The following is a 26,668-nucleotide window of genomic DNA, read 5'->3' as shown; positions in this document are numbered from 1 at the left end:
ATCATGAGCAAGATCGACCGAAACGCACCCGAAACACCCGCGACCCGTTATTTGCGCCAGCACCGCATTGCCTATTCGACGCATTTGTACGAATACGAAGAACACGGTGGCACCGCCGTATCGGCACGCGAATTGAATGTATCCGAACATGACGTCATCAAGACCTTGATCATGCAGGATGAAAGCAAGCAGCCGCTGATCGTCTTGATGCATGGGGACATGCAGGTCTCGACCAAGGAACTCGCGCGCCAAAGCGCACACAAACGTATTGAGATCTGCCCGCCGGCAATAGCGAATCGTCATTCCGGCTACCTGGTGGGCGGCACCTCACCTTTTGGCACAAAAAAGGCAATGCCGATATTCATGGAACGCAGCATTCTTGATTCGTCACTGATTTACATCAATGGCGGGAGAAGAGGATTCCTTGTCGGCATTCACCCGCACGACCTCGTCAATACACTGCAGCCACAGCTTGTCGAAGTCGCTCAGAAAAGTGAATAGACTTTGAATTTGCATTCAGTGGTGGCAAAATCCCGGCGTAGCGATACGCAATAACGGGATTTCCCGAAAATTGCATTCACCTAAAAGGATGAGCCATGAATTTGTCGTCGATGTCCCTGCCGGAGCTGAACAAGCTGCAGACTCAGGTAGCAAAGGAAATCGCCAAGCGAAACGACTCGGCCAAACGTGAGCTGCTGAAAGAAATCAAGAAACTCGCTGACCAGAAAGGCGTGTCACTCGGCGAAATCATGAAAGAGGCTGGCGTCTCCGCGCCCGTCCGCAAGCGCGGCCCGAACAAGAAAAAAGCTGGCGCAACCAAGAAAGTGGGCGGCAAACTGCCGGTGAAATACCGCAACCCGGCCGACACTTCGCAAGGCTGGAGTGGTCATGGCCGTCGCCCGCAGTGGGTGCTCGACTGGCTGGCCAGTGGCAAGCCGCTCGAAGGCCTCGCCAAAGGCTGATTTGCACCACATATACAAGAGGCCATTCCCACAGTGCGGGAATGGCCTCTTGTCATTTACAGCGGGCTTACTCCGGAAACGCTGCGCCGTCTCGCCCACGCTGAATGAATACACCCACTCGGCGCACGTCTTTCATCACCCCGATCTTGGCGATGCGCAATTTCACCCAAGGCGCGCCGAAATCATCAAAGAGCATTTTCACGACGAACTCGCCCAGCGTTTCGATCAGGTTGAAATGGCGCTGCCCCAACTCGGCCTTCAGGCGCGCAACGACTTCCGCATAATCGATGGTGTCTCGAATGTCGTCATGCTCGGCCGCGGCATCGGGCACGCCGAAGGTCAGATTGAGCTCCAGCATTTGCGGCGCAACTTTTTCGCGCGGATAGATTCCCACCCATGCCTGCACCTTTAATTCCTCGATGAAGATGAAGTCCATACTTTTTTCCGATTAGAATCGCGCCGATTCTAGCCCGGTTTTCCGGACCTCGCCGTCGACTACCCTGCCTCGCCATGAACCTTCTTCTGCTCGTCATCGTCGCCTACCTGATCGGATCGATCCCCTTCGCGGTGGTTTCATCGCGCCTGTTCGGTCTGGCAGACCCCCGCAGCTATGGTTCGGGCAACCCCGGCGCGACCAACGTGCTGCGCAGCGGCAACAAGGCGGCCGCGGCGGTCACGCTGATCGGGGATTGCCTGAAGGGCTGGCTGGTGGTGTGGGGCGCAGGCGCACTCGGCTTTGATGCGGGCGCCGCCGCCCTCGCGGGCCTCGCGGCCTTTCTGGGGCACGTATTCAGCATCTTCCTGCGCTTCAAGGGTGGCAAGGGTGTAGCCACCGCACTGGGCGTGCTGGCTGGCATCAGCCTGCCCATCGCAGGCGTTGCATTGGTGGTGTGGATCATTCTTGCAAAGACCACCCGCTACTCGTCTGCGGCCGCCCTGGGGGCCGCCGCATCGGTCCCGCTTACCGGCTTTCTGCTGATCGACGATGTTCAGGTGATAGGGGTGCTGATGGCCATGGCTGCGTTGCTGGTGCTGCGCCACTCCGAGAACATCCGCCGCCTGAAGAACGGCACCGAGCCACGCATCGGCAGCAAGAAATAATCTGTCAGGCCAGCGGCCGCTGCAGTTCGGCCAGCGGCCAGCGCGGACGCACGCCCACCGCCACTCCCGACGCGGGGCGCTCACCGCCCACCAGGCGCAGAGCACCGGCAAAAGCGATCATGGCGCCGTTATCGGTACATAGCTCAGGCTCGGGGTAATACACGCGGCCACCGCGACGCTCTATCGTGCGGGTGAGCACATCGCGCAGCTTGCGGTTGGCGCCCACGCCCCCGGCCACGACCAGGCTGGACGCGCCGGATTGCTTGAGCGCGCTCAACGCCTTGGCACACAGCACATCGACCACGGCATCCTGAAAATCAGCCGCCAGATCCGCCGTATGGTCGGCATTCCAGCCCTGCGACGACACGACGTTGAGGACTGCGGTTTTCAAACCGGAAAAACTGAAGTCGAGATCCCCCGAACGCAGCATCGGGCGCGGCAGCTTGAAGCGGCCGGGCGTACCCTTGGCCGCAAGCGCTGCCAGCTGGGGACCACCGGGATACCCTAGGCCCATCAGTTTGGCGGTTTTGTCGAACGCCTCGCCCGCCGCATCATCAAGCGTTTCGCCCAGCAGCGCATACTCGCCGACGCCCGTGACATGCATCAGCTGCGTATGCCCGCCAGACACCAACAAGGCGACGAAGGGAAATTCGGGCGGATCTGCTGACAGCAACGGCGACAGCAGATGCCCCTCCAGGTGGTGGATGGGCAGTGCGGGAATCCCCAAGGTCATGGCGTACGACTGCGCAAAGCTCGCCCCCACCAGCAGCGCACCCGCGAGCCCCGGCCCGGCGGTATACGCCAGCGCCGTCAGATCGCCCGCTTCACAACCGGCCGCTTCGAGCGTCTGCCGTACCAATACCGGCAGCAAACGGATGTGGTCGCGTGAGGCCAGCTCGGGCACGACGCCGCCGTAGGCGGCATGCAGATCGACCTGGGTATGCACGTAGTGCGAAAGGAGGCCGGCCTCCGTGTCATACACGGCCACCCCGGTCTCGTCGCACGAGCTTTCGATGCCAAGAACTTTCATGAATCAGCCAGTTGGCGAAAAGGCGAGCAGTCTACCGCGGAACGCGGACACCTCTCTACTGACTCGTTGCGCAACGCTCTTGCATTCCCCCACGCAAGGCCGTTATACTTCGCGCCTTTCTGCACCAGACACACACAAGGACGTCCGTTCATGCCGGGTATTCGCGTTAAGGAAAACGAGCCGTTTGAAGTCGCGATTCGTCGCTTCAAGCGCACCATCGAAAAGACCGGGCTGCTGACCGAACTGCGTTCGCGCGAGTTTTATGAAAAGCCCACTGCCGAGCGCAAGCGCAAGCTCGCCGCCGCAGTGAAGCGCAATCACAAGCGCCTGCGCAGCCAGATGCTGCCGCCGAAACTGTACTGATCGAAGCTTCCCCTCGAGCAGACACCCCACGCCGGGGCGACCAGAACGGTCGCGCCGGCGTGGTTTTTTCGTTTAGGGAAAACGGAGTTCGCCATGTCGCTGAAGACACAGATTCAAGATGACATGAAGGCCGCAATGCGCGCGCGTGAGGCAGATCGCCTGTCGGCCATTCGCCTGCTGATCGCGGGCATCAAGCAGCGCGAGATCGACGAGCGCGTCGAACTGGACGATGCGGGCGTCGTGGCTGTCGTCGAAAAGCTGGTGAAACAGCGCCGCGACGCCGCACAGCAATTCGAAGACGCGGGCCACCCCGACCGCGCGGCTGCGGAGCGCTTCGAGATCGAAGTCCTGTCCGCCTACCTGCCTGCAGCGCTCGACGAAGCCGAATTGACTGCCGCCATCCAGAGCGCCATCGAGGAAAGCGGTGCAGCCGGTGCGGCCGACATGGGCAAGGTAATGGGTTTACTGAAGCCACGACTCGCCGGCCGCGCCGACATGTCCGAAGTTTCGCGCCGCGTGCGCGCACAACTTGCCGGCTGACACAGCCGACCGCGCCGCCCGATGATTCCTCGATCCTTCATCCAGGATCTGCTCGCTCGCGTCGACATCGTTGACGTACTGGAACGCCATCTCACCCTGAAAAAAGGCGGTGCGAACTACTTCGCCTGCTGCCCTTTCCATGGCGAGAAAACCCCTTCGTTCTCGATCAGCCCGGCCAAACAGTTCTATCACTGCTTTGGCTGCGGCGTACATGGCAACGCCATCGGCTTCCTGATGGAGTACAGCGGGCTGTCGTTCGTCGAGGCGGTGCGCGAACTCGCCCAACAAGTCGGCATGGAAGTCCCGCAGGAGCAGGCCGACCCGTCACACGCCCAGCGCGCCGGCGAGCATGACGCCCTGCTCTCTGCCATGGAAAGCGCTACGCAGTTTTACCGCGAGCAGCTCAAACGCAGCCCTCAGGCCATCGAATACCTGAAGCGGCGCGGCCTCACCGGCGAGATTGCCGCACGCTTCGGCATCGGCTTCGCTCCGGCGGGATGGCAGGCACTCGAGACGGTCTTCCCGAACTATCAGGACAAGACGCTGCTCGACGCAGGGCTGGTCATCACCAACGAGCAGGGGCGCCGCTACGACCGCTTCCGCGAACGCATCATGTTTCCGATCCAGGATCGGCGTGGCCGCGTGATCGCTTTTGGCGGGCGCATCCTCGACAACGGCGAGCCGAAGTACCTCAACTCACCGGAAACCCCGTTATTCGAGAAGGGGCGCGAGCTTTACGGCATTCGCCAGGCCATGCAGCCGATTCGCGACGACGGATACGCACTCGTTGTCGAGGGCTATATGGATGTGGTGGCACTGGCGCAGTTCGGCATCGGCAACGCAGTGGCCACACTGGGCACGGCTACCACGCCGCACCACATCCAGTCGCTGCTGCGCTACGCCGACCGCATCGTGTTCTGCTTCGACGGCGACAACGCCGGCCGCAAAGCGGCACGGCGGGCACTTGAAAATTCGCTCGAAGCACTGCGTGACGATGCCACGCTGGCCTTCCTCTTTCTGCCGCAGGAGCACGACCCGGATTCATTCGTGCGCGCCGAGGGCGCTGAGGCATTGCGCAGCGCCGCAGACAACGCCGTGCCGCTGGCCAGCTTCCTGATGAAGCAGCTTTCCGCCGACTGTGACCTTGAAACTGCCGAAGGACGCGCCAGATTGGTACACGAGGCCCGCCCGCTGGTGAGCAAGATCGCCGCCCCGCTGCTCAAGTTACAGCTGATCAAAGCCGTAGCAGAGGCTGGAGGACTGAACCAGGGCGAGGTTGAACAGGCTTGGGGTTTGCCGAGCGTGCGCCAAAGCAGCCGACCGGCGCCCCAGAACCGGGCCTTCGCCGGCAAGCCGCGCACCGCTGTGCGCGGGCCGCGGCGCGCACCGACCACGCCGACGGCCACGCTGCTGAGGCTGGTGCTGCAACATCCGTCATGGATTGCGCGCATTCCTGTTGATCTGGTGCCTCACGATGAAGTGCATGGCATGGCGCTTGCTGCGATGTGCGATGCGGTGAGCATCGGCGAACTCGAAACGAACGGCGGCCTCGCTCAGGTGGTCGAGTATTTTCGGGATTCGCCGCACCACGAAGTGTTGTCGGCCTGCGCAGCCGAGTTGGTGGGTTCGGACTTCGACGATGCGGTGATCGAGACGCTGTTCGAAGACACGCTGGACAGTCTGGCCGCCCGTCGCATCGATCAGGACATTCAGGAGCTCACCGAGAAAGAACGGGCTCAGGGACTGGATTCCGGCGAACGACGCAGGCTGGCTGAACTGATCATGGAAAAGCATCGAACCCGCACACCGGGCAAAAGCTGACTTTTGTTCTATAATTAACGGTTTCCCTCAAACCATTCAACCGCGATTCAAGGAGTGCCATGGCCCGCGAAAATTCCAAGGGTTCTCGCAAGGACAGCCCCAAGGGACGCACCCCCCGAGCCAGGAAGAAAGTCGAAACTTCCGCCGACAGCAACGCGGCAGCCGTCGCCGCGCTTGATCCGGAAGTCCGCCGCACGCAGCTCAAGGCGCTGATTGCCCTGGGTAAGGAACGTGGCTATCTGACGTACGCGGAAATCAGTGACCACCTGCCCGATGACGTGGCCGATGCCGAGCAGATCGAAGGCATCATCGGCACGTTCAACAACATGGGCATTCAGGTCTTCGACGAGGCTCCGGCCGCCGAAGACCTGCTGATGTCGGACAACGTGCCGACCTCGGTGGACGAAGACACCGCCGAGGAAGAGGCCGAACAGGCGCTCTCCTCCGTCGACTCCGAGTTTGGCCGCACCACCGACCCCGTGCGCATGTACATGCGTGAAATGGGCTCGGTCGAGCTGCTCACGCGCGAAGGCGAAATCGAGATCGCCAAGCGTATCGAGGAAGGCCTCAAGCATATGGTGCAGGCGATCTGCGCCAGCCCGACGACCATCATCGAAATGCTCGATGCCGCCCAACGTATCGAAAAAGAAGAAATGCGCGTCGATGAACTCATCGACGGCATGGTCGAACCGCACACCGGCGAAGACGCCGCCGCTGCAGAAGACGAGGACGACAGCGACCTCGAGGACTCCGACGACGACAGCGACGACGCAGACGGCGACGACTCCGACGACGACTCGAGCGACGAAGAAGACGACGAAGAGACCGCTGCCGAGAAGGAAGCCAGCGCCAACGCCGCCACGCTGCTCAAGCTGAAGACCGACGCCCTTGAGCGCTTCAACGTCATTCGCGAGTTGCACGAGCGCCAGCAAGCCATCCTGGCCGCCGGCAAGGGCAGAACCGACGAATACGAAGCCCTGCAACAGCAGATCGCCGACACCCTGCTGAGCATCCGCTTCACCGCCAAGACCATCGAACGCCTGTGCGACTCGGTGCGCCACATGGTGGATCAGGTACGTGGCCACGAGCGCCAGATCCTGCGCCTGTGCGTCGACCGCGCCGGCATGCCGCGCCAGCACTTCATCAAGTCCTTCCCGGGCAACGAGACCAACCTGGACTGGCTGAAAGGTGAACTGTCGAGCGCCAAAGGTTACGCCGACGGCCTGATGCGCGTGCACCCGGCCGTGATGGAAGAGCAGCAGAAGCTCATCGACCTGCAAACCAACACCGGCATTTCGCTCAAGGACATCAAGGACATCAACCGCCAGATGTCCACCGGCGAAGCCAAGATGCGCCGCGCCAAGCGCGAGATGACCGAGGCCAACCTGCGTCTGGTGATCTCCATAGCCAAGAAATACACCAACCGCGGCCTGCAGTTCCTCGACCTGATCCAGGAAGGCAACATCGGCCTGATGAAGGCGGTGGACAAGTTCGAATACCGTCGCGGCTACAAATTCTCGACCTACGCCACGTGGTGGATCCGTCAGGCCATCACGCGCTCGATTGCCGACCAGGCGCGCACCATCCGTATCCCGGTGCACATGATCGAGACCATCAACAAGATGAACCGCATCTCGCGTCAGATCCTGCAGGAAACCGGCCTTGAGCCGGACCCCGCAACGCTGGCCGAGAAGATGGAGATGCCCGAGGAGAAGATCCGCAAGATCATGAAAATCTCCAAGGAGCCGATCTCGATGGAAACCCCCATCGGCGACGACGACGACTCCCATCTGGGCGACTTCATCGAAGACACTGCCACGCTGGCTCCGGCTGACGCGGCCATGGTGTCGAGCCTGCGCGAAGCCACGGCCGACATTCTCGATTCGCTCACCGTGCGCGAAGCCAAGGTGCTGCGCATGCGCTTCGGTATCGAGATGAACACCGACCACACGCTGGAAGAGGTCGGCAAACAGTTCGACGTCACGCGCGAGCGCATCCGTCAGATCGAAGCCAAGGCCCTGCGTAAACTGCGCCACCCGAGCCGCTCCGAGCGACTGCGCAGCTTCCTCGACAGCGACAGCTGATTGAACGCCGCCCTCAAAGGCGGCGTTTTTCAGGGCCGTTAGCTCAGTTGGTCAGAGCAGGCGACTCATAATCGCTTGGTCGCAGGTTCAAGTCCTGCACGGCCCACCAACAAAAATAGGCACTTAGGCCAACCTTTCGAGGTTGGCCTTTTGCTTTTAAGAGCCTGAAGGTACAGTTTCGGTACAACCATCAATCACTCCCCCATCGGATTCCCATGGCGACACTGGTCAAAACACCTTCAGGAACGTGGAAGGCCGTTATTCGAAAAAACGGCTTCCCGACTGCGACCAAGACCTTTCGCACTAAACGCGACGCCGAAGACTGGGCTCGTCGCACTGAGGACGAAATGGTGCGGGGCGTCTATATCCGGCGAAGCCCATCAGAACGCATGACCGTAGAGACTGCCCTCAATCGCTATCTATCCGAGGTCTCTCCCACCAAGCGCCCGGCATCCGCGGATTGCGATCGACGACACGCCAAACCGCTTGTGCACCATCTCGGCAAGTACTCCCTCGCCGCCCTCACTCCCGAAATCATTGCCAAATATCGGGATGAACGCTTAGCCGGAATCGACCGCAAAGACGCGCGAGGAAAATCAACCCCCAAGCCCCGCTCGCCAAATACGGTACGACTCGACTTGGCGTTGCTGGGACACATGCTCAACATCGCGATCAAGGAGTGGGGCATCGGCCTCCCCCACAACCCCGTACAAAACATTCGTCGCCCAGCCCCCGGACCCGGGCGCGAACGACGACTGACCCCTGAAGAAGAAACACGGTTACTTGAAGCGATTGATGGTCACACCAACCCCATGCTCAGCTGGATTGTCCGCATCGCGCTGGAAACCGGAATGCGCTCTTCTGAGATCGCTACCTTGCAACGAAGTCAGGTCGACCTCAAACGCCGCATCGTGCGCCTCCTCGAAACCAAGAACACACAACCCCGCACCGTCCCGCTAACCATTGCAGCCTCCGAGACGCTCCGTCACGCACTCAACAACCCCATACGGCCCATCGACACCGATCTGATTTTTTTTGGCGAACCGGGAAAGGACGGGCGACGGCGCCCTTACGCCTTCAACAAGGTGTGGCAGGGGATCAAGGCGTCGATTGGACTAGAGGACTTCCGATTTCATGATCTACGCCATGAAGCAGTCAGTCGCCTAGTAGAAGGCGGCCTGAGTGACCAGCAAGTGGCTGCCATCAGTGGCCATAAGTCCATGCAAATGCTGCGGAGATACACTCATCTGCGGGCGGAAGATCTCGTCAGTGAATTGGACACGCTTGCCGAGCGTCGAGCCGAAAAGCGGCAGGAATCGAAGCAATAGCCTTTGAGACAGCCTGACGACTGACACCGAGCTTTCTGGCAATGCTGGACTGGCTCCAGCCCGACGCAAGCATCATGAGGATTTGCTTTTTACGGTCCGACAGGCCGCATTCAGCCATTTGATGTGCATGATCGCGCAATCGACTCTCTTCGTCGGGGTAGTAAGCGTTACTCGAAACAAGATTGTGTATGTAGCAATCAACCACCCGGTCGCCGGACTGAGCCAAGGGCGCTGACAAGATTGCGCTTTGTTCTGTTAGCCGCTTCAATTCAAGATCAAATCGCACCTTGGAGCGTTTCGCCCTTCGATACGCCGGATTCCACGCTCCATCGAGCAACCGCGGGCGATGGTCTGCACAGTACCGACTGCTTAAGCGAAGAACGTCCTCCCTGTCGTCGCACTTTGCGCCTTCCCCGCGCTGCACAAACGTACCAAACTCAGTAAGTTCTCCACAGAACTGACAAAAGCTTTGCACACGCTGACCGTTCAGATTGGTATCCCGCACTTTCGATTTTTTCGGCCGCTTGCGGGCGCTAGACCAAACCACTTCGACCAACGTCTCAAGGGTTGCTGCAAAACAATGATCCACTTGCGGACATCCAGGCGCAGCATGCAGAAAGTCTTGCAGTAGCTGCCGCTGAGCTCGCTCCATGGAGCGAAACCCCATCTGTCGAACAGCGCAGCTAAACGACATCCCACTTACCCCCCCGGCCACATAGCATTTGTACAGAGGAGGCAGTTCTGACAGATAGCCGGCCCAGGCGGGGTCAATCAGCTCCTGAATCAATCGAACGATTGGGTAACGTCGGGAAGCCAATGAATATGCCCCCCAGCACTCTTGCAACCGTTCAACCGCTCGGCTAACAGCCTCATCACATCCCGCCCAGACGATAATTTTTGAGTCAGCTTTCATGTCAACCATTTTGACCAACTAATAAGCTGAACGCAATTTGGATGACGATTAACCTCCGTAACCATCAAGTTACGTACGGACGGTTACTCAATGACGATAGAAGACTCCCTGCTGCAACGCTTTGGCCCCCTGCTGAGCCTTGCTCAGCTCGCGCTGATTCTTGATAGATCTCCTGACGGACTCCGGATCAGCCTGAGAACAACCAATGCTTGGGCATCGCGAATCAACAAGGCTCGTCTGAAACTTGGCCGACGCGTTTATTTTCGGACCTCGCAGATCGCGGAGGTGTTGAGCGACGAAACGCTCAACAGCACGAAAGGCTGAGCTCGGAGAAGGCTCCCACCCGCCCTCCCCGGCTCAGACCTATGAACACAAGCGCCGAAATCGCACTTTCCGGAATCTTTAAGCGGGGAAAAGAGGCAGCCGCGCGCATGGCAGCGCAAGCCGAACAACCGCAGCAGTTGCACCTACCTGGTTTAGACATCGGCACACTGCCGAATCATCTAAACCGCTCGTCATTGATTGCACCGATCGCCCGAGCCAAACGCAAACTCTATCGGCAGACCGTTATGATCACGCGCCGAGACTGCGTTCTCGAGTACAGCGGGGAGCAACTGGACGAGGCAGACGGCGACCTCATCATGGGGTTGATAGACGTCGCGCAGCCATACCCCTTGGGGGTGGATGTGCAGCTCAATCGAGCAGCCTTGCTACGTCGCATCGGTCGATGCACTGGCAACAACGACTACAAATGGCTACACCGCAGCATGAAACGACTGCGCGAAGGCACGTTGTTTCTTGAGGCACGAAAACCAGATGGCTCAACGCGGTATAGCGTTGGAAAAATGGAATCCTTCAACATTCTGAAGGATCTGAAGTACGACTACGATACCGAAACGTACACGTACACCCTCGACTCTCGCTGGGTAGTGATGTTCAGCAACCGAGAGTATGCCCGGATCGACTGGGACAAGCGCTTAAGGATCAAGCGAAACATGGCGAAGACCCTGCAGCGGCTTCTGGCCACGTCTGCCGACAAGGTGCAGCGCTATGCGCTCGACCGGCTCAAAGACAAAATGGTGTATGGCAGCCCCATGAGGAAGTTCAAGGATGCTCTGGAAGAGGCATGCAAGGAATTGGAACGAGTAGAGATCGTAGTCGCATGGAGCATTGAGACGAGCACCAAGGGAAAACCACAGGTTGTGTTGCGCCTGCCAGCATCGGGACAGTGTTCCCCTATCGCTGAAGAGCCTTCGCCAGCATTAAACACTCATCCTCTTCCGTGACACGCTGACGGAACCCGCTTAAGTGAACCACACCGTTCGAAGACCTCGCCAACCACGTAACACGACGAAGCTAATGACCTTAAGGCTCTCGTGCTCTGCGTCTAACGGGCCGCTCGAGCATCCCCTTGCAGGTTGGGCAATCCACACACGTAGGCGAGTGATGGCGGCGTCTCGCCTCCCTTCGCAACCTGCCTGAAAAGCGCAAAACACGCTTGGCACCACCTAGCCCCTCCATCGGGATAACGTTCCGCCCTCGTCGGGACAGCATTCCGATGGGTCGGGACAACGTTCCTTTTTGTCGGGATAGCGTTCCGCGTCTGATGCCAAACCCCTTAGCAACACTGCTCTCCAGCACTACGCCTAGCGTGTCTACTAGTCTTTATTGTTTACTACTACGCTCGCTTGTTAATAACTGGCGAGCAGTGGCAGCAAGACCCAACTCAGAAGGCATCCAACGTGATGTACAGCCAACTTCCATCAGATCCAGGTTACGCAATTTGACCGTCCCTGCGGCCGCGGACAAACAATCGCCTTATGCATCCTCATATCTACGCCCAAAACCCTCGTTGATTGAACAAATCCCAGAGCCAGTTAAATCAAGGACTTCTAAATCATATGGTGAATCACGGTGACGTCGTATTCAGGAGCACCGATGCGCTCCCCTCGCATCTCGCCCAATTCGCTAACGTTCCCTTGATCTCTACATCGACCAAACCGTTCGCTAGAAAGTTGACTGAAAACGGAGCAACACTGCGGACAGGATGCCAGATGTACGTACAAGACAAGTCTTGCCCGCCCAACGGGCAAAAGTGTTCGGCGCTTGGCCCCTCCGCACTTTCGCCCTTCTGGTTGAACTCAGGGCTTTGCCCCGAGACCCGAGTTGCGAATCAGCCCACCCAGGCCTGCTCAACTTGTTGCGCGTCAGCCCGCCCTACTCCGGCGTGCAGTCATGTGATGGCAAAGCTAAAGATTGCTTGCCAGGGAAAGTATGTCTGATCGAATCCATAGACTGCAGGGTTACGTCCCACAAGACATGGCAGGTGGGTCTCCGATGGGTATCGACGTTCCCCACACACAAGACTGCCGCCCTCTAAACCGACATACACAGGCTTGAAGGCTTCTGACGTTGAAACCCGCGCAAAGCGCGGTTTTTTACATTTTGCGTTGCTGTCTCAGTACCTTGATAAACGGCGTGTTCTGCCGCAGCGCCGTAGCTTGCGGCGAGTCTTCGACCAACAGTAAGCCCAGCACATCCAAGTCACCAGCGAGCAGCGCCCGCCATGCGTCGATGTAGTGGCGGCTGCAGAGCCGTTCACGTTCCCACCGCTCCACCTCTCGCCAGGCGCCGGCCAGCGCCTCGTCCCGCTGGAGCGGATCGCGTAGCACCTCCGCCACCTCGGCATGGCGGGCCAGTCGCGCGAGATCCACACTACGCTGTCCGGCCCGCGCCTCTAGTCGCTTAAGCGCAACCTTGAGAGCGATTGCATCCCTGGCCATTGGCACATGCTCACCCTCCCGGCAGTCGCCGCAGTGCGCATACTCAGCCGTTACTCCGGCAGCATGAAGCGCGTTGGCTAGCTCCCCGAGGTCGGCGCGCTCAATCGCTCGACCATCTTCGAGATCAGCCCGAAAACCGCTGTCCGTCAGCCGGATTTGTGCCGTGAGCACGTCAATTCCCCCAAAGATCCCAAGCCAGATTCATGTCTCTAACATAGCAGTCGCAGCACCGCCGGCGCTGGTCGCCGGCGACGTTGGTTACCGGTGCGGGCATGGCGCCACAGCGGCAAGGCATCACCGCTGCGGCGGGATCTCGCTGCAGAGCGATCTTCCAGAGATCGTGGAGGTCAGCTCGTTTCATGGCCAGTATTTAACGTTGGTTTGCGACGACACCCGGAGCTCTATGCTTCCGAGTCGATTTTTTTGCCGAATCTGCCTACCCAAGCTTCGAAAGGCCCTAAATCCGCACAGTTTTCATTCTATTTCTGCACCACCATCCGAGCTTCCCTTATAGCCAAACAACGCGACGCGACCTCACGACTATTCCCGTCACTGCGGACCGGTTCGGCGGCAATCTGGCTGAGGACCAAACTGCACGTTGAATTACCCTGTCGGCCTGCTGGGTAAGGCGCGCAAGGTATTGCTTACCCAAAAATTTCTAACGTTGGAAATTACCGCGACGTGAAACATGGGTGCTAATTACAAATGCATGTCAAAAGCTCAGCGAGTTGCACCTAAGGCGTTGAGGTTGCACAATGACGGTACGGCTCCGGGCAGGAGCCGGACACCCGTCTCACCAAAGCTGTTGACAGCACTGCCTTCAATCTCTTGGCCCTCATGAGCGACCTCTGGCTCGGATGGCGGTTGGCGGGTGACGTCACGATTCGGGCCGGGAGTTCAACATGATCGGCAACGATATTCGACCGACGACCATCGTCGGTATCAAACGGCTCGCCAATGCTTTCCGCAAGAGCGAAGGCATCCAATACGCGACGGCCCTCGACTTGGCCTCAGTACGCGCGGGGTTCTCAAATTACCGCCATGCATGTTCAGTGCTTGGCAGTGAGCAAGCCAAGCTGCCAAAACTAAGGCACAGCCTTTTCCTTACCGCATATTGGCGCGAACCTCGCGGCATCGCCGGGGGCCGGGAAACAATGGAGCTTCGCCTTCAACATCCTTGGCAATCGCTGATCACCCCGAGGGGTCTACGAACCAGCCGCGCTTTGGGAAAGTTTCGTGGACGGGCGCCGGATCATCTCGCAAGCAAGGCCATGCATCAGAATAAGCATGCAGCCCAACAGGCCCTTTGCTTCGCGGCCCGCGAGTTACAATTCATGGCGGCAACGGGACTCCGCCCAGCCTACGGGCAACGACTGCTCCGTCCGAAGATTCGAGAATCACTGCCAGCGTCCGACCATGTGACGTACTGGATGGATCCCGAGCGCGGAATCGACGTGATTATCGACGAACCGTATGTGGGCGCAATTGGGCCGGAGAAACTGGCACGGCGGGTAGCCTGGGCACGGCGGCACGGATACCGAATCGAGCAGGCCTCTTGGCCAGGGATGTACGCTCCCGACATAGGCAGTCTGATGTTTATCGCGATGCACGAAACCAGCGCCATGCATTTCGAAGCTGTCCAAGCATCACTGGAATACGCGCCGGCACCGGCTACCCTCGAATCATGGTCCGGAGCATCCGCTCCATTCAGACCAGCCTTCCGATCTCCGCAAGAGCAACAGAATGGACTTCGTGCAATCGCACCGTTAGATCCGTTCTTATGCCGCAATACTGAAACGACGCGTGTCATCGGCTACGATCTCGATCGATCAATCCGTATGCCCACCGGCAGGATGCCCATTGAGGCCCACGAGGAAATTGCAACCCTGCTGAAGAGGATAATCGGCCTCTGCGGCAACCGCGAGGGCGTGCGTGGCCGCGCTGAGCAGGTTCGAGCGCGGCTAAATTGGTGGCTGGAAGCTGAGCACCCTACGGCCGGACTTGGCGACGAACGCTTCTTTGAAGGTTACTACCACGGCACCCTTCCGATGCCGCTTCGGAAGGATATGCCGTCTCCGGTCCGCGAGCGCTTAATCGCAGACCTCTCACGAGTCGGGCAAGTCTTGAATATGCACTACCGGGACTGCGCGCCGCTGCGAGATATCCAAATACGATTAGAACGGGCGATGAAATCGTTGGGAGATTGGAGGAAGAAGCAGACAGCCCTTTGACTTCCGATGTCATGTTTATTGCAGACCTACACCCAATGCCGCGCCTTGTGACCGGGGCGGCATGGGTGTTGGTTTGCCCCATTACCCAAACTTTTGACTGAAGGCCTTTATCTGCGGGGATTTGCTTCTTAGTTGCGTCCGCGAATCCAGTCGTAATCTGGGACGATCAATGAGCCAACAAGATCGCCCGCCTGCCGCCTCATTCCCTGTTCGTGCTGCGAAATCGAAAGCGCAAGCATTTGCAGGGCTGACCTCGCAACACGCAAGGCGCTCAATACTTCTTGAGTAAACGGTTTCTTCCGATGATGTTCGATCTCAGGCGCTTGCCTGACATTAATTGGTGCGAGCATGTCATGCAGTACCACGAATCGGTGCGTGCCTGCGTTGCGGAGGTCCTTCTGAGAGCGGAGGATACCCGAGCTACTTTCATAGTCTTCGGCAAGCTCTACAAGGCCATAGAGGGCAGTGGCACCGTCACGAATCGCCCTATCCACCTTGCTATTAAGGGGACGCTCGCCCGTGTTTTTATCGACAGCTCCCCGCCACACCTTCCCGAAGAAAACCTTGTCTGGTGACTTCCCAAGCTCGAAGTAGTGGTTCGCCGTTACGGCGATCTTGTCGAGCAGGTCGAGAGCCGTACGGTGCGCTAGGATAAGCGCAGATGAATCTGGGCCATAGGTAGCGTAGTCAAGAGTGTCCCCGAACCTTCCCGTGGCTGGCCACGCGTTTTCGTCGAACGCCCGCCATAGCAAATCACGCGCGAGAATGAAGTCGCTTTTCAGCATGTTGAACATGGCGAACACAGGCGGTGGCGTAGCGCCTGCACCACATTCACGCTCCAGAATCCCAGGAAGCATGAGCCAGTCCAATTTACCCATTGCAGGGTCGACGAGCCCGACGACAGGCGCAAGCGTCAGTCGTTCACACTCGACCCAACTGACGAATGGATCTTGGTGCTGTGATCGCGATGGCGGATCTCCCAATTCGCTTGCGAACGCAGCGATCTGCACCGCAGCCTGTGCGCCAGCGTACTCGATGACTCGATCCCGATGCCGATCCGCAATCTTGGCCAACATGATCGCCTCGATACGGTTAAGCTCTGAACAGCCACCGCGCTCATAAAGCCAGAGAAGATTGCGAGCCGCAGAACTTGCAGCAACTCCGTTCTCCGGGTCAAGTTCAAGTGCGGCAAGCCATCCATCATGGGCCTCGCCGAGCCGATAGCTGCTGCTGAATTGGTTGGCAAGGTTCGTCCAAGCTTGAGTTCGAAGCGCTGATTCGGCTTCCACATCGTGAGCCACGCTCCAGAAGCATCGTCGGGCTTCTGCGCGACGCTCTCTAGTGAGCTCCTGATGATTCAACCAATTTGCATCGCGAGGTGGGGAGCCTGTCGCGGCGACCAGCCCGTTGGCTAGGTTGTATGTGATATGGGCAGTTGGAAATAGGCTGTGGAGCTCCCTAAACAGCGCGAGCCCTTCTTCAATCGCGTCCTTCTGCTGAGTCAATGTACCGCCATCTACCAGGATGGCCGCGCGCAGACCCATCAGGTTGAATCGCTCATCTGCATCGAGATTGAGATTGACCTCCCGAGCCTGTTTCACCGCCTCGGCAGGATTGGTGTTCAGCAAGGTATTCAGATGAGCGGATCGCTCGTAGAAGCTGTCCAGCATTGATGACATAAGGGGGCTCCGTCACGGGATGCCGTGCCCGTTTGGGAGGACGGCGCGGCCTGCCGTCCTTGGGGCTACATGACAGGACGAAATACTTGATGGGCTGGGTGAATCCAGCAACCTGGGCTTTCGCTATCGAAGAAATCCACCTCGACATGTGCTCCCAACTCGTCGTGAATCGTCTGGAAGACCCGATTGCAGTAAGCCTGATCCCCTCGGAATACTGATACCGCCACACGATTGATGCCCGTGTCTTTCATGCGTTTCAGGAGGTGAATGTCTTGCTCGGCAAAGCTCCAGCCGTAGACCACCAGTGTGTCCCGCTGTGATTTCAGAATCTCTCTATAGACGGTGGAGAGGTAGTAGCTGTTCTGAATGGAAGCAACTTTCTGCGCCCACGTTCCCTCGCTCACGAACAAGGGCACGACCTCTCCGTTCTGCCAGCGGTCCAAGACCGCCTCCAGCAACCCGTTCTGAAGGTTGTGAATTTTGCGCTCTTGCTCAACCAAGTTTCGGCACAACACAAGATTGCCATGCGCATAAAACACCAGCGAGGTCGAACGATCTCTTCGGATCGGCCGCCTGAATCGCTGCCAGTCATCGTCGAAGACGCCACCTCCCACAAAGCAGTCTTTGAACGCATGCTGGTCGTCTATGTCCAAGCCGTAGGTCATTGCCCAGTACAACACCAAGTCGTAGTTGAGCGAGATGACGGTTCTGAACTGCTTCAAGAAATGATAGATGCTCGGCAGGTGGACGCTTACCGCACCGTGCTCCGGGTGAATGTCGCGGACTGTTTGGATCAAGCAGTCCCTAAGACCGACGTAGGCGGCATGGGTCCGCTCGTCCGGTATTCGTAGCGAACGATTGACGTTTGATGCCTGCCAGACGATCCGAAGAACCAGCTCGAAGTCGCCGGTCTCAAAGAACTCAAACAATCGCTGAGCATCCTCAGGAAGCAGGTTCTGCTCGGCGGCATGTTGCAGCAGCGATCCGTAAGAGAAGCTCGGACTAACGGAAATGCTGGCGCCGTTGCCGAGCAGAACTGTGCAGCCGTAGTTGTCCGCAATCACTTCCCAAGGCTTGATCTCAAACGGCATGTCGTTGGTCCTTTCGCATCCAGGTCGGGAGGCTCAAGGCTGTGAAGTTCTCACGAGATGGTTCTTGAGCAGGAACCAGCACATATTGAGTGCGAAAGAACGGCCAAGCCGCGTCATCTGATCTTCAGGGACTCCCACCGGGCGGTGAGCGCCAGGACTGAGAAAACCAAAAACACCAGCCAAGCCTTTTTCCTCCTCCGTGGTGATCTCGCCATTGCTGCGCAGGAACGTAAGTACCTCGCCCCACTTTGATGGGTTGTAAGCAGCGGGCGTCTGCCGCTGCGAGGCAACATCGGCGGCTATGTCGCCGGCCAAAGCTTCCAGCGCCACGCGTGCATTCACAAGCGATGCGTTGTAGTCAGGAGGAGTTGCCCGGAACGCGCCAGCCGAATCGTTGATCTTGGCGATGATCTCCTGCGCACGAGGTGCCCCAGAGTTCTGTAGCGCCGTAATCAGGTCATCTTCCAAGGGAGCTGCATCGGAAATCGACGGATCGGTCTGGATCAGCTTTTTGTTCTGGATGATGTAGCCGTCCAGCAGAAGGCATTGCTCCAGATCATGTTGGCGCTCGTCGAATCGATACTTCGGATTGACCCTGGCGCGTAAATCGCCCGCAGTTGCAATGACTTCAGCGAGCGCCAGCGTAAGCGTGCGGTCATCCAGATCGCGGACCGTATTCAACAAACCGTACAACAGCTGCCCGTGCGAAAACGAAAGGTGCTTGGCGCCGTACTTGCCCAGAAGCACGATGGAAATCATCGGCTCCTGCAGTTCCAGGAATTGGGCGAACGAATAGCGGGTTCTCTGGCCGATCATGCTGCCTCTCGGAAATTGCAGATGGACGTACAAGCTTGCTTTTACCCTAGCCTGAAAACTTGGGCTCAGGCGAACGCCCTAGATTTCAATCAATCCCGTACTCATCCGAATCTGATGCCAAACAGCCCGCCATCCTCCGTTGCATCTGTCAACCGCGTGGGAAGTACATAGTCATTCAGGTCAAAGCCTTCGATAGTCTCTTTGAAGGCATCGTCTTCATTCATCGTCACGATGTACTGAAAGCCAAGCTCCTGCGCGATTTCTGAGCCCAAACGCAATGCGCTGATGACCTGGCGCCCATCGACCCCATCGAATAGATGACTGTCATGGATCAGGAAGCCCGGCCCCATCTGCCGTTTGGCGCACAAGCGCATAAGCATCATATCGAAGCAGAAGATCTGCATGTTCTTGATGCCCTTGCTGCGCTCGCCCTGCATCGGAAATTTGAAGATCGGTCCATTCGAGGTTTCGTCGACCGTCATGCTGCCGGCCGACTCGTATAAACGTTGGGAGGTTTCCTCGAAGGCGACGATAGCCTCCGCTAATCGGTCCTTTTGCTCGGCGAAGTCACGCCGCAGGCGGATCGTAAGGCGGTTGCGCTCGATCTCCAATTCGTTCTTTGTCCCTTCGAGTTGCTCTGCGGCCTCGAAGCGTTGTCGTAACGATTCCACTTCGGACTCCAGCCGCCCCAGCTCACCTTGCAGCTTAAGGAACTGTTCAAGCGCGCCGTGGCTCCTGAGAATGCCCAGGATTTCGCCGCGTCTCTGGTCGAGCTGCGCCTTCTTGCTATCGCGCAGCTCGATACGTAGCTTCGCAGCTTCGAGTTCGCTGGACAGATAGTCTTTTCGATTGCGCACCACGGATTCATGAAAGCTCTTCACGTCCTCGTAGCGGCGCTTGACCAAGCCAGGTAGCACGATGCCGGCTTCTTGATAGACCGCTTGGAGGTCTTCATGGTCCGGTGGAATCTCAGAGGCCAGCGCGCTTTCCAGATCACGAATAGCTGAGAAGTCGATGGTGTTGGCATTCGCCAGCTCATTGAGGTGGCGGGTCAAGCTGGCGCTCTCGACTTCCAGTTCCCGGTACTCCGGCAAGACCTGAAAAGTTTCAACTTCTGCGTGAAGCTTCCTGAGACGAGCTTCCTGGATGGTCAGCTCCGTGCGCAAGTCGGCGGCCTTGCCGATGATCGAGCCGAACGCACCGTCGCCGGCCGCCTTCTTCAACTCTTCGAGGGTCTTCTCCCGATCGCGCACCGCTTGCCAATCTCGGGCAATCTGCCAGTCCAGTCCGAGCAGGAACATCAGCGCCGTCTGCATGTCGCCAGTTCCCTGCATCGTGGCCTGCTTTTCTGGCGTCATAAAGGCGCCGCTCGCCTGCCGACGTACGAAGTAGGCAAACAGCGACCGAAACGAAGGCGGCTTGCTGCCTGCAGCTTCAAGGCTGCTCAGGCCAAACATTTGTTCGCCGAGAAACGTGCACCACTCGGTGGCCGAGAACTTGACCTTCGCGGCAGGCGGAGCTGTTATGAAAATTTTGGCTTTGGAGCCGCCGCTTCGCTCGACGACGGTTCGTCCCGACTTCAGATCGAAGTCCATGCCGAAAGTGTGTTCGGCCAACACCGACGTGCGAAAGATCGACTCCGGACCGGCATCCGCGCCAAGAAGAAAATGCACTAATTCAATAAAGCTGGTTTTGCCGGCGCGATTGCGCGTTTGCTTAGTGGTCGCTCCCTCGGTTTTTTGAGCGAGCAGTACGTTCAGGCCGGGCTTCAGTTCTCCAAGACTCTTGAAGCTAGGCAGGGTGCTGAAAATGTGGTGAATCACGCCGTCCTCCGCGCCACAAGGCCACTTTCGAGTTCGATGGCTCCAAGGGCAAACAGGAGGGCGAGGGCGAGCAAGAACCAGTCATACGTAATTCGCCGGGGCATTGCGGCCAAGCCAGCGTCATGCCTGTTCAATTCCTCCCACAGCGCGGAGACGGTCTTGGGGCGCGCGAGGAAGGTTAATACATGCGCGGCGACGGTCAGTAGCGCACGATCCTGCGGCAGATGTTTGGACGGCAGGATCATGCAGCCCCCATCGCTTGAGCGTCTTCAAAAATCTCGCACTTATCGAACAGGTATGCCATGACGGCCAACACAGCGGCCTTGTGCGCTGGCGAGGTATTCGCAGCGCCCCCGGCCCACGCTTCTAGGCTACCGAATATTTCATCTGGATGGAGCTGCGGAGCGCCGTCCCGCAGCCTCACGTATTCACCCTTGAACGCCTGCGCGATTTGTTCACCGTAGGTGGGGCTCTTCCAGTTATTGAAGAACTGAGCAACGAGCGGGGACTTCTGCATGCCGATCTTCAGGAAGTCAGCCACAGCCTGAGACAGCTGGTTTGCCTCGATCTTTCCGCGTGACACGTCCTTCACTTCGCTTGTCGTGGGGATGGGCGTGATGCTGATATGGGTAAGCACAGCGACCAAGTCGCTGAAGCCCAAATTAATGTTCGCTTCCATTGTCAGGGAGGGGCCAAACCAGGATTCAAGATCCTGAAGGCTCAGCAAGCGGAACTTCGTCAGCATTTCCTCGTACCCACAGTGGCCGATTTTGATCTGCGGATTGTCTTGCCTGAGTTTGGCCAGGGCTTCGAGGATGTGGGGGCCTAATCGCCCATCCGGTGCATTGTGGACGAAGGTCCACTCATCGAAATGTTCTTCCCAGTGCTCTTTGGCCCCCTCGAAGTCTTCGCGAATCTTCTTGATGGCTTCCGCGGCGCTCAATTCATTGGGGGCGTAGCTCTGAAACAGGATTCGCGCGGATGGTAGATATCCGTCGTTCTTCCGGTCTCCAACACTGCCCCAAGGCCGGCACGCCATGAAGTCGTTGGGATGGGCCTTCGACATCAGCGTCTCGAACAGGCGTTGAAACCCATCCCCCTTGGATTCCAAGAAGGCGATGCGGAAGTCCTTTTCGTAATTAAGCTGCTGTATGCGATCCATGCGGTCAGACCCTAGCCTCAATCCTCTTGTGGTCGTGGGGCGCAGCTTTTAGCCGCCTAGCGTTGTCGGGCTCCAGCGGGACAACGATTAGTATCGAAAGGGACCGGATGATAAACGTCGATTGCGCCTAGTTAGCAACCGATACAGTCCGGCAGCGCCCCGAAACAAGACCGTATTCCCTTTACCGACAGTCCTTCAATCCAAGGGGCCAACGGGGCAACTACGAGACGCCGACCAACTTCTAAAGCCCCGCCGCCGCGGCATTGTACTTCAATGGCATTTTTATCTTGCGCGATTTTCGGAACAGCGGCAGCAGTTCACAGTCCGCCCGCCATCAGCGCCGCCTGCCCTGCGCATGCCCGGAAGGCTTGCATTGCGGGTTACAGACGGAGGCTCGCACCAAGACGAGGCGTAACATCGTCGGCTCAATCGACATCGAACAGCCGCTACAACCGGCTCCAAAAAAAGGAGCATCTAGGCGACATGCTGACAGAGATCATCCATCTTACGGGCTATCCGAGGCTGAGAGGAGGCCCCTTCTCCACGTTATTAGGCGAGTCGTCCATTATCGGTACAGTAACAGTACGCTGACTCGTTTGTTCTGAGTTTGACTAATTACTCTAAACTACTGTCAAGTAAGTACTTTTTAGTTATCTTAGCTATGACCAACTTTCCTTGATTTTGATGCATTTACAGCATCACGTACCAACTCATAATCGCTTGGTCGCAGGTTCAAGTCCTGCACGGCCCACCATCCCACACAAAAACGCCACCCCTCGGGTTGGCGTTTTCTTTTAGTGTCTGGCCCGACGATCAGCTCAGGCCCTTGCCCGCCGCGTGGTCATCCTTGCGCTCGATCAGTTCGATCTTGTAGCCGTCCGGGTCGGTGATGAAGGCAATCACCGTATTGCCACCCTTGACCGGGCCCGGCTCGCGCGAGATGTTGCCGCCAGCCGCGCGGATACGGTCACAGGTGGCGTAGATGTCGGGCACCCCCAACGCGATGTGGCCGTAGGCCGAACCCATGTCGTATTCGCTCTGCCCCCAGTTGTAGGTAAGCTCGATCTCGGCCTGCTCGGGGTTGCCCTCGCCAAAGCCCAGAAACGCCAGCGAATACTTGTATTCGGGGTTCTCAGAGGTGCGCAGCAGGTTCATGCCCAGCACCTTGGTGTAGAACTCCACCGAGCGATCCAGATCGCCCACGCGCAGCATGGTGTGCAGCAGTCTCATCTTCAACTCCTTCAGTCTTCGGCACTCGGCGCGGCGCCGCTGCCAGGTTGGATGATCGGCAGCGTGCGAGCCAGGGCGTGGAGCCTGCGCCGCGAATTCTGCCAGTCGGGATGCAGCGTTCCGACGATTGTCCAGAAACGCGGCGAATGGTTCATTTCAACGAGGTGCGCCACTTCGTGCGCCACCACGTAATCGATGAGGTCGGGGGGCAAATGCATCAGCCGCCAGTGCAGACGAATACCTGAACGCGAGCTGCAACTGCCCCACCGTGTGCGTGCGGAGGTCAAGCGCACGTCTGGCAGAGTGAGATTCAGACTCGCGCAGTGTCCGGCAACACGGGCTGTATAGTCCGGCAGCGCCCGTTTGCGCAGCGCCCGCACGATAGCAGCAGGAGCATCGCGCTCGCCCACATGCAGAACTTCACCGGCATCGTCGCGCGCCCAACGCACGCGCGTGCGCCCAGGCTCCACCGCGAGGCGGCAGTCAGCGCCGAACAACGGAAAGCAAGCACCGTCGTGCGCCGCAAAGGCCTGCTCAGCCCGCGCTTCTTCGCGCTCGGCGAGGCGCTTGAGCAGCCAGTCGCAATGCTGCGCCACGAAACGCTCAGCCTCTTCAGCACTCGCCCGCAAGGGCACGCTGACACGCACGCCAGCCGAATCCACCCGCAAACCCAGCGTACGGCGCGCCGAACGGCGCAATTCATACGCAAGTTCGCGCCCTCCCAGCGTCACGACACGCTGCTCACGCTCAGGCAAGGCACCACGCAAGCGGCGCAGCAAACCCATCATGCGCGCGCCTGCCACTCAAGCCCGCGAGCGCTTACCTCGCTTTCGATTTCGGCCATGGCAGCGGCAACGTCTGCGGCACTGCCCTTCATGCCCAATTCCACCGAGCGGCGCTCGCCCGCCTGGGCCACCGTGGGCAGGCTGAACAAACTGGCCAGCGGATAACTTGCCGTGATGCGCTCCATCAGATCGACCAAGCTGCCTTCATTGGCATCGAGCACCACAATGGCCCGTTCGGTGTAGTCCGTGCAATGGTGCAGCTCTGCAAACTGAGTATCGAGCACCCACTCGACCATCGGCCACGCCATTACCGGAAAGCCCGGCACGAAGAAATGGCGGGCGACCGAAAACCCGGGGATGTTGTTGAAGGGGTTGGGGATGATTTCGGAGCCGACCGGGAAGACTCCCATCTGCAAGCGGTGAGGCGTGATCTCATCGCCGAAACGCTGGCGTATGGCGGCCTCGGCCTGCGGGTGCAATGCCAGCTCAACACCCAGTGCGGCAGCGGCTGACTGACGCGTGCGGTCATCGGGTGTGGCGCCGATGCCGCCGAAGCTGAACACCACGTCACCGGTTGCGAAGGTCTCTTGCAGGGTCTGCACCAGGCGGCTTCCGTCGTCTCCCACATAACGCGCCCAGCCAAGCCGCAGCCCCCGAGCGGTCAGCAGTTCAATGACCTTTGCGAGATGCTTGTCGGCGCGGCGGCCGGAGAGGATTTCATCACCGATGATGAGCGCGCCAAACGCCATATGAAAGCTTCCTCAGGTGCCGGATTGCGGCTGTGGGTCGAGCAAGGTGACTCCATTCGCCGCGCGCTCTTCACGCAGTGCGCGCAGCATCAGATGCACGAAGGCCAGGGCACTGAAGGCCGGTGCCACCAGATTCACGAACGGCACATGAGCCAGCAAGGCGCAAACACCGCCCAGCAGGAACATGCGGTCGCGGCGGGACTTCGGCAGGCGCTTGAGCTCTTCGCCGTCGGCGTGCGCCATCAAGGAGTCGTAACCGAACGTGCGCGCACTCAACCAGGCGGTCAAAGCGATGGAAATGACCAGCCCCGCCCCCGGAATCAACCACAAGGGCAGACTGAGCAGCAGCAAGAGAACGAACAGCGCCCCCACCCACAAGGTGTTGGCGATGCTGACCAGATTGCTGCCGCCGTGCCGCTCCTGCAGTTCGGGGTATTCCTCACGCGCAACGCGCTCGATCATCATCGGCAAGGCAATCAGTGCCACCAGAATCGCCGCCGTGAGGTAGATCAGCGGCACCATCGCCAGCACCACCGCGATCTTAACGAGGATCAAGGCTGCGGCAGCCGCGACTTCAGAGGTGCGCACCCACTCGCCGGCCAACGGCCAGCTTTCCACCCAGTTCATCAGCGCGCCGATCATCACCGACCACGAGAAAATCCCGCCGACGATCCACAACACCAGCGCCACAATGGCGGGCCACACCATGTGCCACAACATGCCGGGGGTACGCAGACTGCCCAGGGCACGCCCGAACGCGGTAAAAACCTCCGTCATGTTCAGACTCCTCAGCGCATCATGCCGGGCAGCATGCCCTTCATGTTGCGCATCATTTTTTGCATGCCGCCTTTGGAGAACTGCTTCATCATCTTCTGCGTCTGCTCGAACTGCTTGAGCAGACGGTTCACCTCCTGCACCGGCACGCCGGCGCCGGCAGCGATGCGACGCTTGCGACTGGCCTTGAGCAGCTCGGGCTTGGCGCGCTCTTGCGGCGTCATCGAGTTGATGATGCCCTCAATGCGTGCGATCGACTTGTCTTCGGTGCCGCCTTGCAGTTTTCCGGCCGCAGCAGCGAACTGCGCGGGCAGCTTGTCCATCATCGAACTCAAGCCGCCCATCTTGCGCATCTGACCGATCTGCGCCTTGAAATCTTCAAGATCGAAGCCTTTACCGGTCTTGAGCTTCTGCGCGAGGGCGCGCGCTTCGTCCTCATCAACACCGCGGCGCGCCTCTTCCACCAGACCGAGAATGTCCCCCATGCCGAGGATACGGCTGGCCATGCGCTGCGGATGGAACTCTTCCAGCCCCGTGAGCTTTTCGCCGACACCGGCAAACTTGAGCGGCTTGCCGGTGACGTGCCGCACAGACAAGGCCGCACCGCCACGCGAATCACCGTCAAGCTTGGTCAGCACCACGCCGGTCAGCGGCAGCGCCTCGTTGAACGCACGCGCGGTATTGACGGCATCCTGACCGAGCATGGCGTCGACCACGAACAGCGTCTCGATCGGCTTGGCGGCTGCATGCAGGGCGCGAATTTCGGCCATCATGGCCTCATCCACCGCCAGACGGCCGGCGGTATCGAGCAGCACCACGTCGTAGTAATGGCGACGTGCGTAATCGATTGCGGCCAGCGCGATGTCCACAGGCTTCTGATCGGCCGAGGACGGGAAGAAGTCGATGCCGGCCTGCCCGGCAACGGTCTTCAACTGCTCGATCGCCGCCGGGCGATAGACGTCGGCGGAAACCGTCAGCACTTTCTTTTTCTGACGCTCGACCAGCAACTTGCCGAGCTTGCCGGTCGTGGTGGTCTTGCCAGCACCCTGCAAGCCGGCCATCAGGATGACCGCCGGCGGCTGGGTTGCCAGATTCAGCCCGGCATGGGCCCCGCCCATCAGCGCAGTCAGCTCGTCATGCACCACCCCGATCAACGCCTGACCCGGCGTGAGCGAGCCGACCACCTCCTGCCCGACCGCCTTTTCACGAACACGGGAGATGAACTCCTTGACCACCGGCAGCGCCACATCGGCTTCGAGCAGTGCCATGCGCACTTCACGCAGGGCTTCCTGAATGTTCTCTTCGGTCAGGCGTGCCTGCCCCCGCAGCGTTTTCACTACGCGCGACAGACGTTGGGTAAGGTTGTCCAGCATGGATTCAATGCTCCGCAGGGGGCCGAAAGA

Annotated in this window: 26 protein-coding genes and 1 tRNA gene; 12 read left to right on the top strand and 15 right to left on the bottom strand. The window is 59.0% G+C overall.

Annotated elements, in window-relative coordinates; genetic code table 11:
- Positions 1–3: 3 nt before the first annotated feature.
- Both ybaK and AC6H0W_RS06765 read left to right on the top strand, forming a co-directional pair.
- Positions 4–501 carry a Cys-tRNA(Pro) deacylase gene (gene ybaK / locus AC6H0W_RS06770; protein ID WP_497576397.1) on the top strand — a complete coding sequence of 166 codons (498 nt, stop codon included), beginning with the start codon at positions 4–6 and terminating at the stop codon, positions 499–501.
- A 95-nt stretch (positions 502–596) separates the two neighbouring features.
- A complete protein-coding gene (locus AC6H0W_RS06765) occupies positions 597–962 on the top strand; it encodes an H-NS histone family protein (RefSeq protein WP_497576396.1) in 366 nt (121 codons plus the stop codon).
- 67 nt (positions 963–1,029) lie between these two features.
- Here AC6H0W_RS06765 and AC6H0W_RS06760 read toward each other — a convergent pair whose 3' ends face one another.
- Positions 1,030–1,398, bottom strand: a complete 369-nt coding sequence (locus AC6H0W_RS06760) for a dihydroneopterin aldolase (RefSeq protein ID WP_497576395.1) — start codon at positions 1,396–1,398, stop codon at positions 1,030–1,032.
- Between the two features lie 74 nt (positions 1,399–1,472).
- On the opposite strand from AC6H0W_RS06760, the gene plsY reads away from it, so the two are divergent.
- On the top strand, positions 1,473–2,063 hold the full coding sequence (gene plsY / locus AC6H0W_RS06755; protein WP_497576394.1) for a glycerol-3-phosphate 1-O-acyltransferase PlsY: 591 nt from the start codon (positions 1,473–1,475) through the stop codon (positions 2,061–2,063).
- Between the two features lie 4 nt (positions 2,064–2,067).
- Here the strand turns inward: plsY and tsaD are convergent, their stop codons facing one another.
- Positions 2,068–3,093: a tRNA (adenosine(37)-N6)-threonylcarbamoyltransferase complex transferase subunit TsaD gene (gene tsaD / locus AC6H0W_RS06750; protein ID WP_497576393.1), complete on the bottom strand. Its 1,026-nt coding sequence runs from the start codon at positions 3,091–3,093 to the stop codon at positions 2,068–2,070.
- Between the two features lie 150 nt (positions 3,094–3,243).
- Between tsaD and rpsU the strand changes: the two genes are divergently transcribed.
- From rpsU to AC6H0W_RS06720, 6 genes are all read left to right on the top strand, one after another.
- Entirely contained in the window at positions 3,244–3,456 is a 213-nt protein-coding gene (rpsU, locus tag AC6H0W_RS06745; protein WP_473216645.1) for a 30S ribosomal protein S21, read from the top strand.
- 93 nt (positions 3,457–3,549) lie between these two features.
- Entirely contained in the window at positions 3,550–3,996 is a 447-nt protein-coding gene (locus AC6H0W_RS06740; protein ID WP_497576392.1) for a GatB/YqeY domain-containing protein, read from the top strand.
- Between the two features lie 21 nt (positions 3,997–4,017).
- A complete protein-coding gene (gene dnaG, locus AC6H0W_RS06735; RefSeq protein ID WP_497576391.1) occupies positions 4,018–5,817 on the top strand; it encodes a DNA primase in 1,800 nt (599 codons plus the stop codon).
- A gap of 59 nt (positions 5,818–5,876) precedes the next feature.
- Complete coding sequence (gene rpoD / locus AC6H0W_RS06730; protein WP_497576390.1) at positions 5,877–7,901, top strand: RNA polymerase sigma factor RpoD; 2,025 nt, start codon at positions 5,877–5,879, stop codon at positions 7,899–7,901.
- 32 nt (positions 7,902–7,933) lie between these two features.
- A tRNA-Ile gene (locus AC6H0W_RS06725) sits at positions 7,934–8,010 on the top strand.
- A gap of 106 nt (positions 8,011–8,116) precedes the next feature.
- Positions 8,117–9,229 carry a site-specific integrase gene (locus AC6H0W_RS06720; protein ID WP_497576389.1) on the top strand — a complete coding sequence of 371 codons (1,113 nt, stop codon included), beginning with the start codon at positions 8,117–8,119 and terminating at the stop codon, positions 9,227–9,229.
- Here the strand turns inward: AC6H0W_RS06720 and AC6H0W_RS06715 are convergent.
- Positions 9,168–10,142, bottom strand: coding sequence for a helix-turn-helix transcriptional regulator (locus tag AC6H0W_RS06715; RefSeq protein ID WP_497576388.1), 975 nt, complete (start codon positions 10,140–10,142; stop codon positions 9,168–9,170). The genes AC6H0W_RS06720 and AC6H0W_RS06715 overlap by 62 nt on opposite strands.
- 90 nt (positions 10,143–10,232) lie before the next feature.
- Between AC6H0W_RS06715 and AC6H0W_RS06710 the strand changes: the two genes are divergently transcribed.
- Both AC6H0W_RS06710 and trfA read left to right on the top strand, forming a co-directional pair.
- Positions 10,233–10,466: a hypothetical protein gene (locus AC6H0W_RS06710; protein ID WP_497576387.1), complete on the top strand. Its 234-nt coding sequence runs from the start codon at positions 10,233–10,235 to the stop codon at positions 10,464–10,466.
- Positions 10,467–10,507: 41 nt separating this feature from the next.
- Positions 10,508–11,428, top strand: coding sequence for a plasmid replication initiator TrfA (gene trfA / locus AC6H0W_RS06705; protein WP_497576386.1), 921 nt, complete (start codon positions 10,508–10,510; stop codon positions 11,426–11,428).
- Positions 11,429–12,580: 1,152 nt separating this feature from the next.
- Here the strand turns inward: trfA and AC6H0W_RS06700 are convergent.
- Positions 12,581–13,096: a hypothetical protein gene (locus AC6H0W_RS06700; protein ID WP_497576385.1), complete on the bottom strand. Its 516-nt coding sequence runs from the start codon at positions 13,094–13,096 to the stop codon at positions 12,581–12,583.
- A 731-nt stretch (positions 13,097–13,827) separates the two neighbouring features.
- On the opposite strand from AC6H0W_RS06700, the gene AC6H0W_RS06695 reads away from it, so the two are divergent.
- Positions 13,828–15,156 (top strand): DUF5623 domain-containing protein, encoded by a 1,329-nt coding sequence (locus tag AC6H0W_RS06695; protein ID WP_497576384.1) that lies wholly within the window; start codon positions 13,828–13,830, stop codon positions 15,154–15,156.
- A gap of 128 nt (positions 15,157–15,284) precedes the next feature.
- Here the strand turns inward: AC6H0W_RS06695 and AC6H0W_RS06690 are convergent, their stop codons facing one another.
- The 11 genes from AC6H0W_RS06690 to ffh form a co-directional block, all read right to left on the bottom strand.
- Entirely contained in the window at positions 15,285–16,835 is a 1,551-nt protein-coding gene (locus tag AC6H0W_RS06690; protein WP_497576383.1) for an LA2681 family HEPN domain-containing protein, read from the bottom strand.
- 65 nt (positions 16,836–16,900) lie between these two features.
- Entirely contained in the window at positions 16,901–17,926 is a 1,026-nt protein-coding gene (locus AC6H0W_RS06685; protein ID WP_497576382.1) for a DUF4917 family protein, read from the bottom strand.
- A 33-nt stretch (positions 17,927–17,959) separates the two neighbouring features.
- Positions 17,960–18,742 (bottom strand): hypothetical protein, encoded by a 783-nt coding sequence (locus AC6H0W_RS06680; protein WP_497576381.1) that lies wholly within the window; start codon positions 18,740–18,742, stop codon positions 17,960–17,962.
- 101 nt (positions 18,743–18,843) lie between these two features.
- Complete coding sequence (locus AC6H0W_RS06675; RefSeq protein WP_497576380.1) at positions 18,844–20,565, bottom strand: ABC-three component system protein; 1,722 nt, start codon at positions 20,563–20,565, stop codon at positions 18,844–18,846.
- Positions 20,562–20,810: an ABC-three component system middle component 6 gene (locus AC6H0W_RS06670; RefSeq protein ID WP_497576379.1), complete on the bottom strand. Its 249-nt coding sequence runs from the start codon at positions 20,808–20,810 to the stop codon at positions 20,562–20,564. Before AC6H0W_RS06670 ends, AC6H0W_RS06675 begins: the two co-directional genes overlap by 4 nt.
- A complete protein-coding gene (locus tag AC6H0W_RS06665; RefSeq protein WP_497576378.1) occupies positions 20,807–21,727 on the bottom strand; it encodes an ABC-three component system protein in 921 nt (306 codons plus the stop codon). The genes AC6H0W_RS06670 and AC6H0W_RS06665 overlap by 4 nt, the downstream gene beginning before the upstream one ends.
- 813 nt (positions 21,728–22,540) lie before the next feature.
- On the bottom strand, positions 22,541–22,957 hold the full coding sequence (gene gloA, locus AC6H0W_RS06660; protein ID WP_497576377.1) for a lactoylglutathione lyase: 417 nt from the start codon (positions 22,955–22,957) through the stop codon (positions 22,541–22,543).
- 11 nt (positions 22,958–22,968) lie between these two features.
- Positions 22,969–23,745, bottom strand: a complete 777-nt coding sequence (locus AC6H0W_RS06655; RefSeq protein WP_497576376.1) for a M48 family metallopeptidase — start codon at positions 23,743–23,745, stop codon at positions 22,969–22,971.
- Complete coding sequence (locus AC6H0W_RS06650) at positions 23,742–24,491, bottom strand: competence/damage-inducible protein A (RefSeq protein ID WP_497576375.1); 750 nt, start codon at positions 24,489–24,491, stop codon at positions 23,742–23,744. The genes AC6H0W_RS06655 and AC6H0W_RS06650 overlap by 4 nt, the downstream gene beginning before the upstream one ends.
- 12 nt (positions 24,492–24,503) lie before the next feature.
- The gene (locus AC6H0W_RS06645; RefSeq protein WP_497576374.1) at positions 24,504–25,268 is read right to left on the bottom strand and encodes an EI24 domain-containing protein; all 765 of its coding nucleotides are present in this window, start codon (positions 25,266–25,268) and stop codon (positions 24,504–24,506) included.
- 11 nt (positions 25,269–25,279) lie between these two features.
- Positions 25,280–26,638 (bottom strand): signal recognition particle protein, encoded by a 1,359-nt coding sequence (gene ffh, locus AC6H0W_RS06640; RefSeq protein WP_497576373.1) that lies wholly within the window; start codon positions 26,636–26,638, stop codon positions 25,280–25,282.
- Positions 26,639–26,668 lie beyond the last annotated feature (30 nt).

This window comes from Pseudazoarcus sp. NS20 (assembly GCF_059703745.1).
This window is presented reverse-complemented; position numbering and strand designations above follow the sequence as displayed.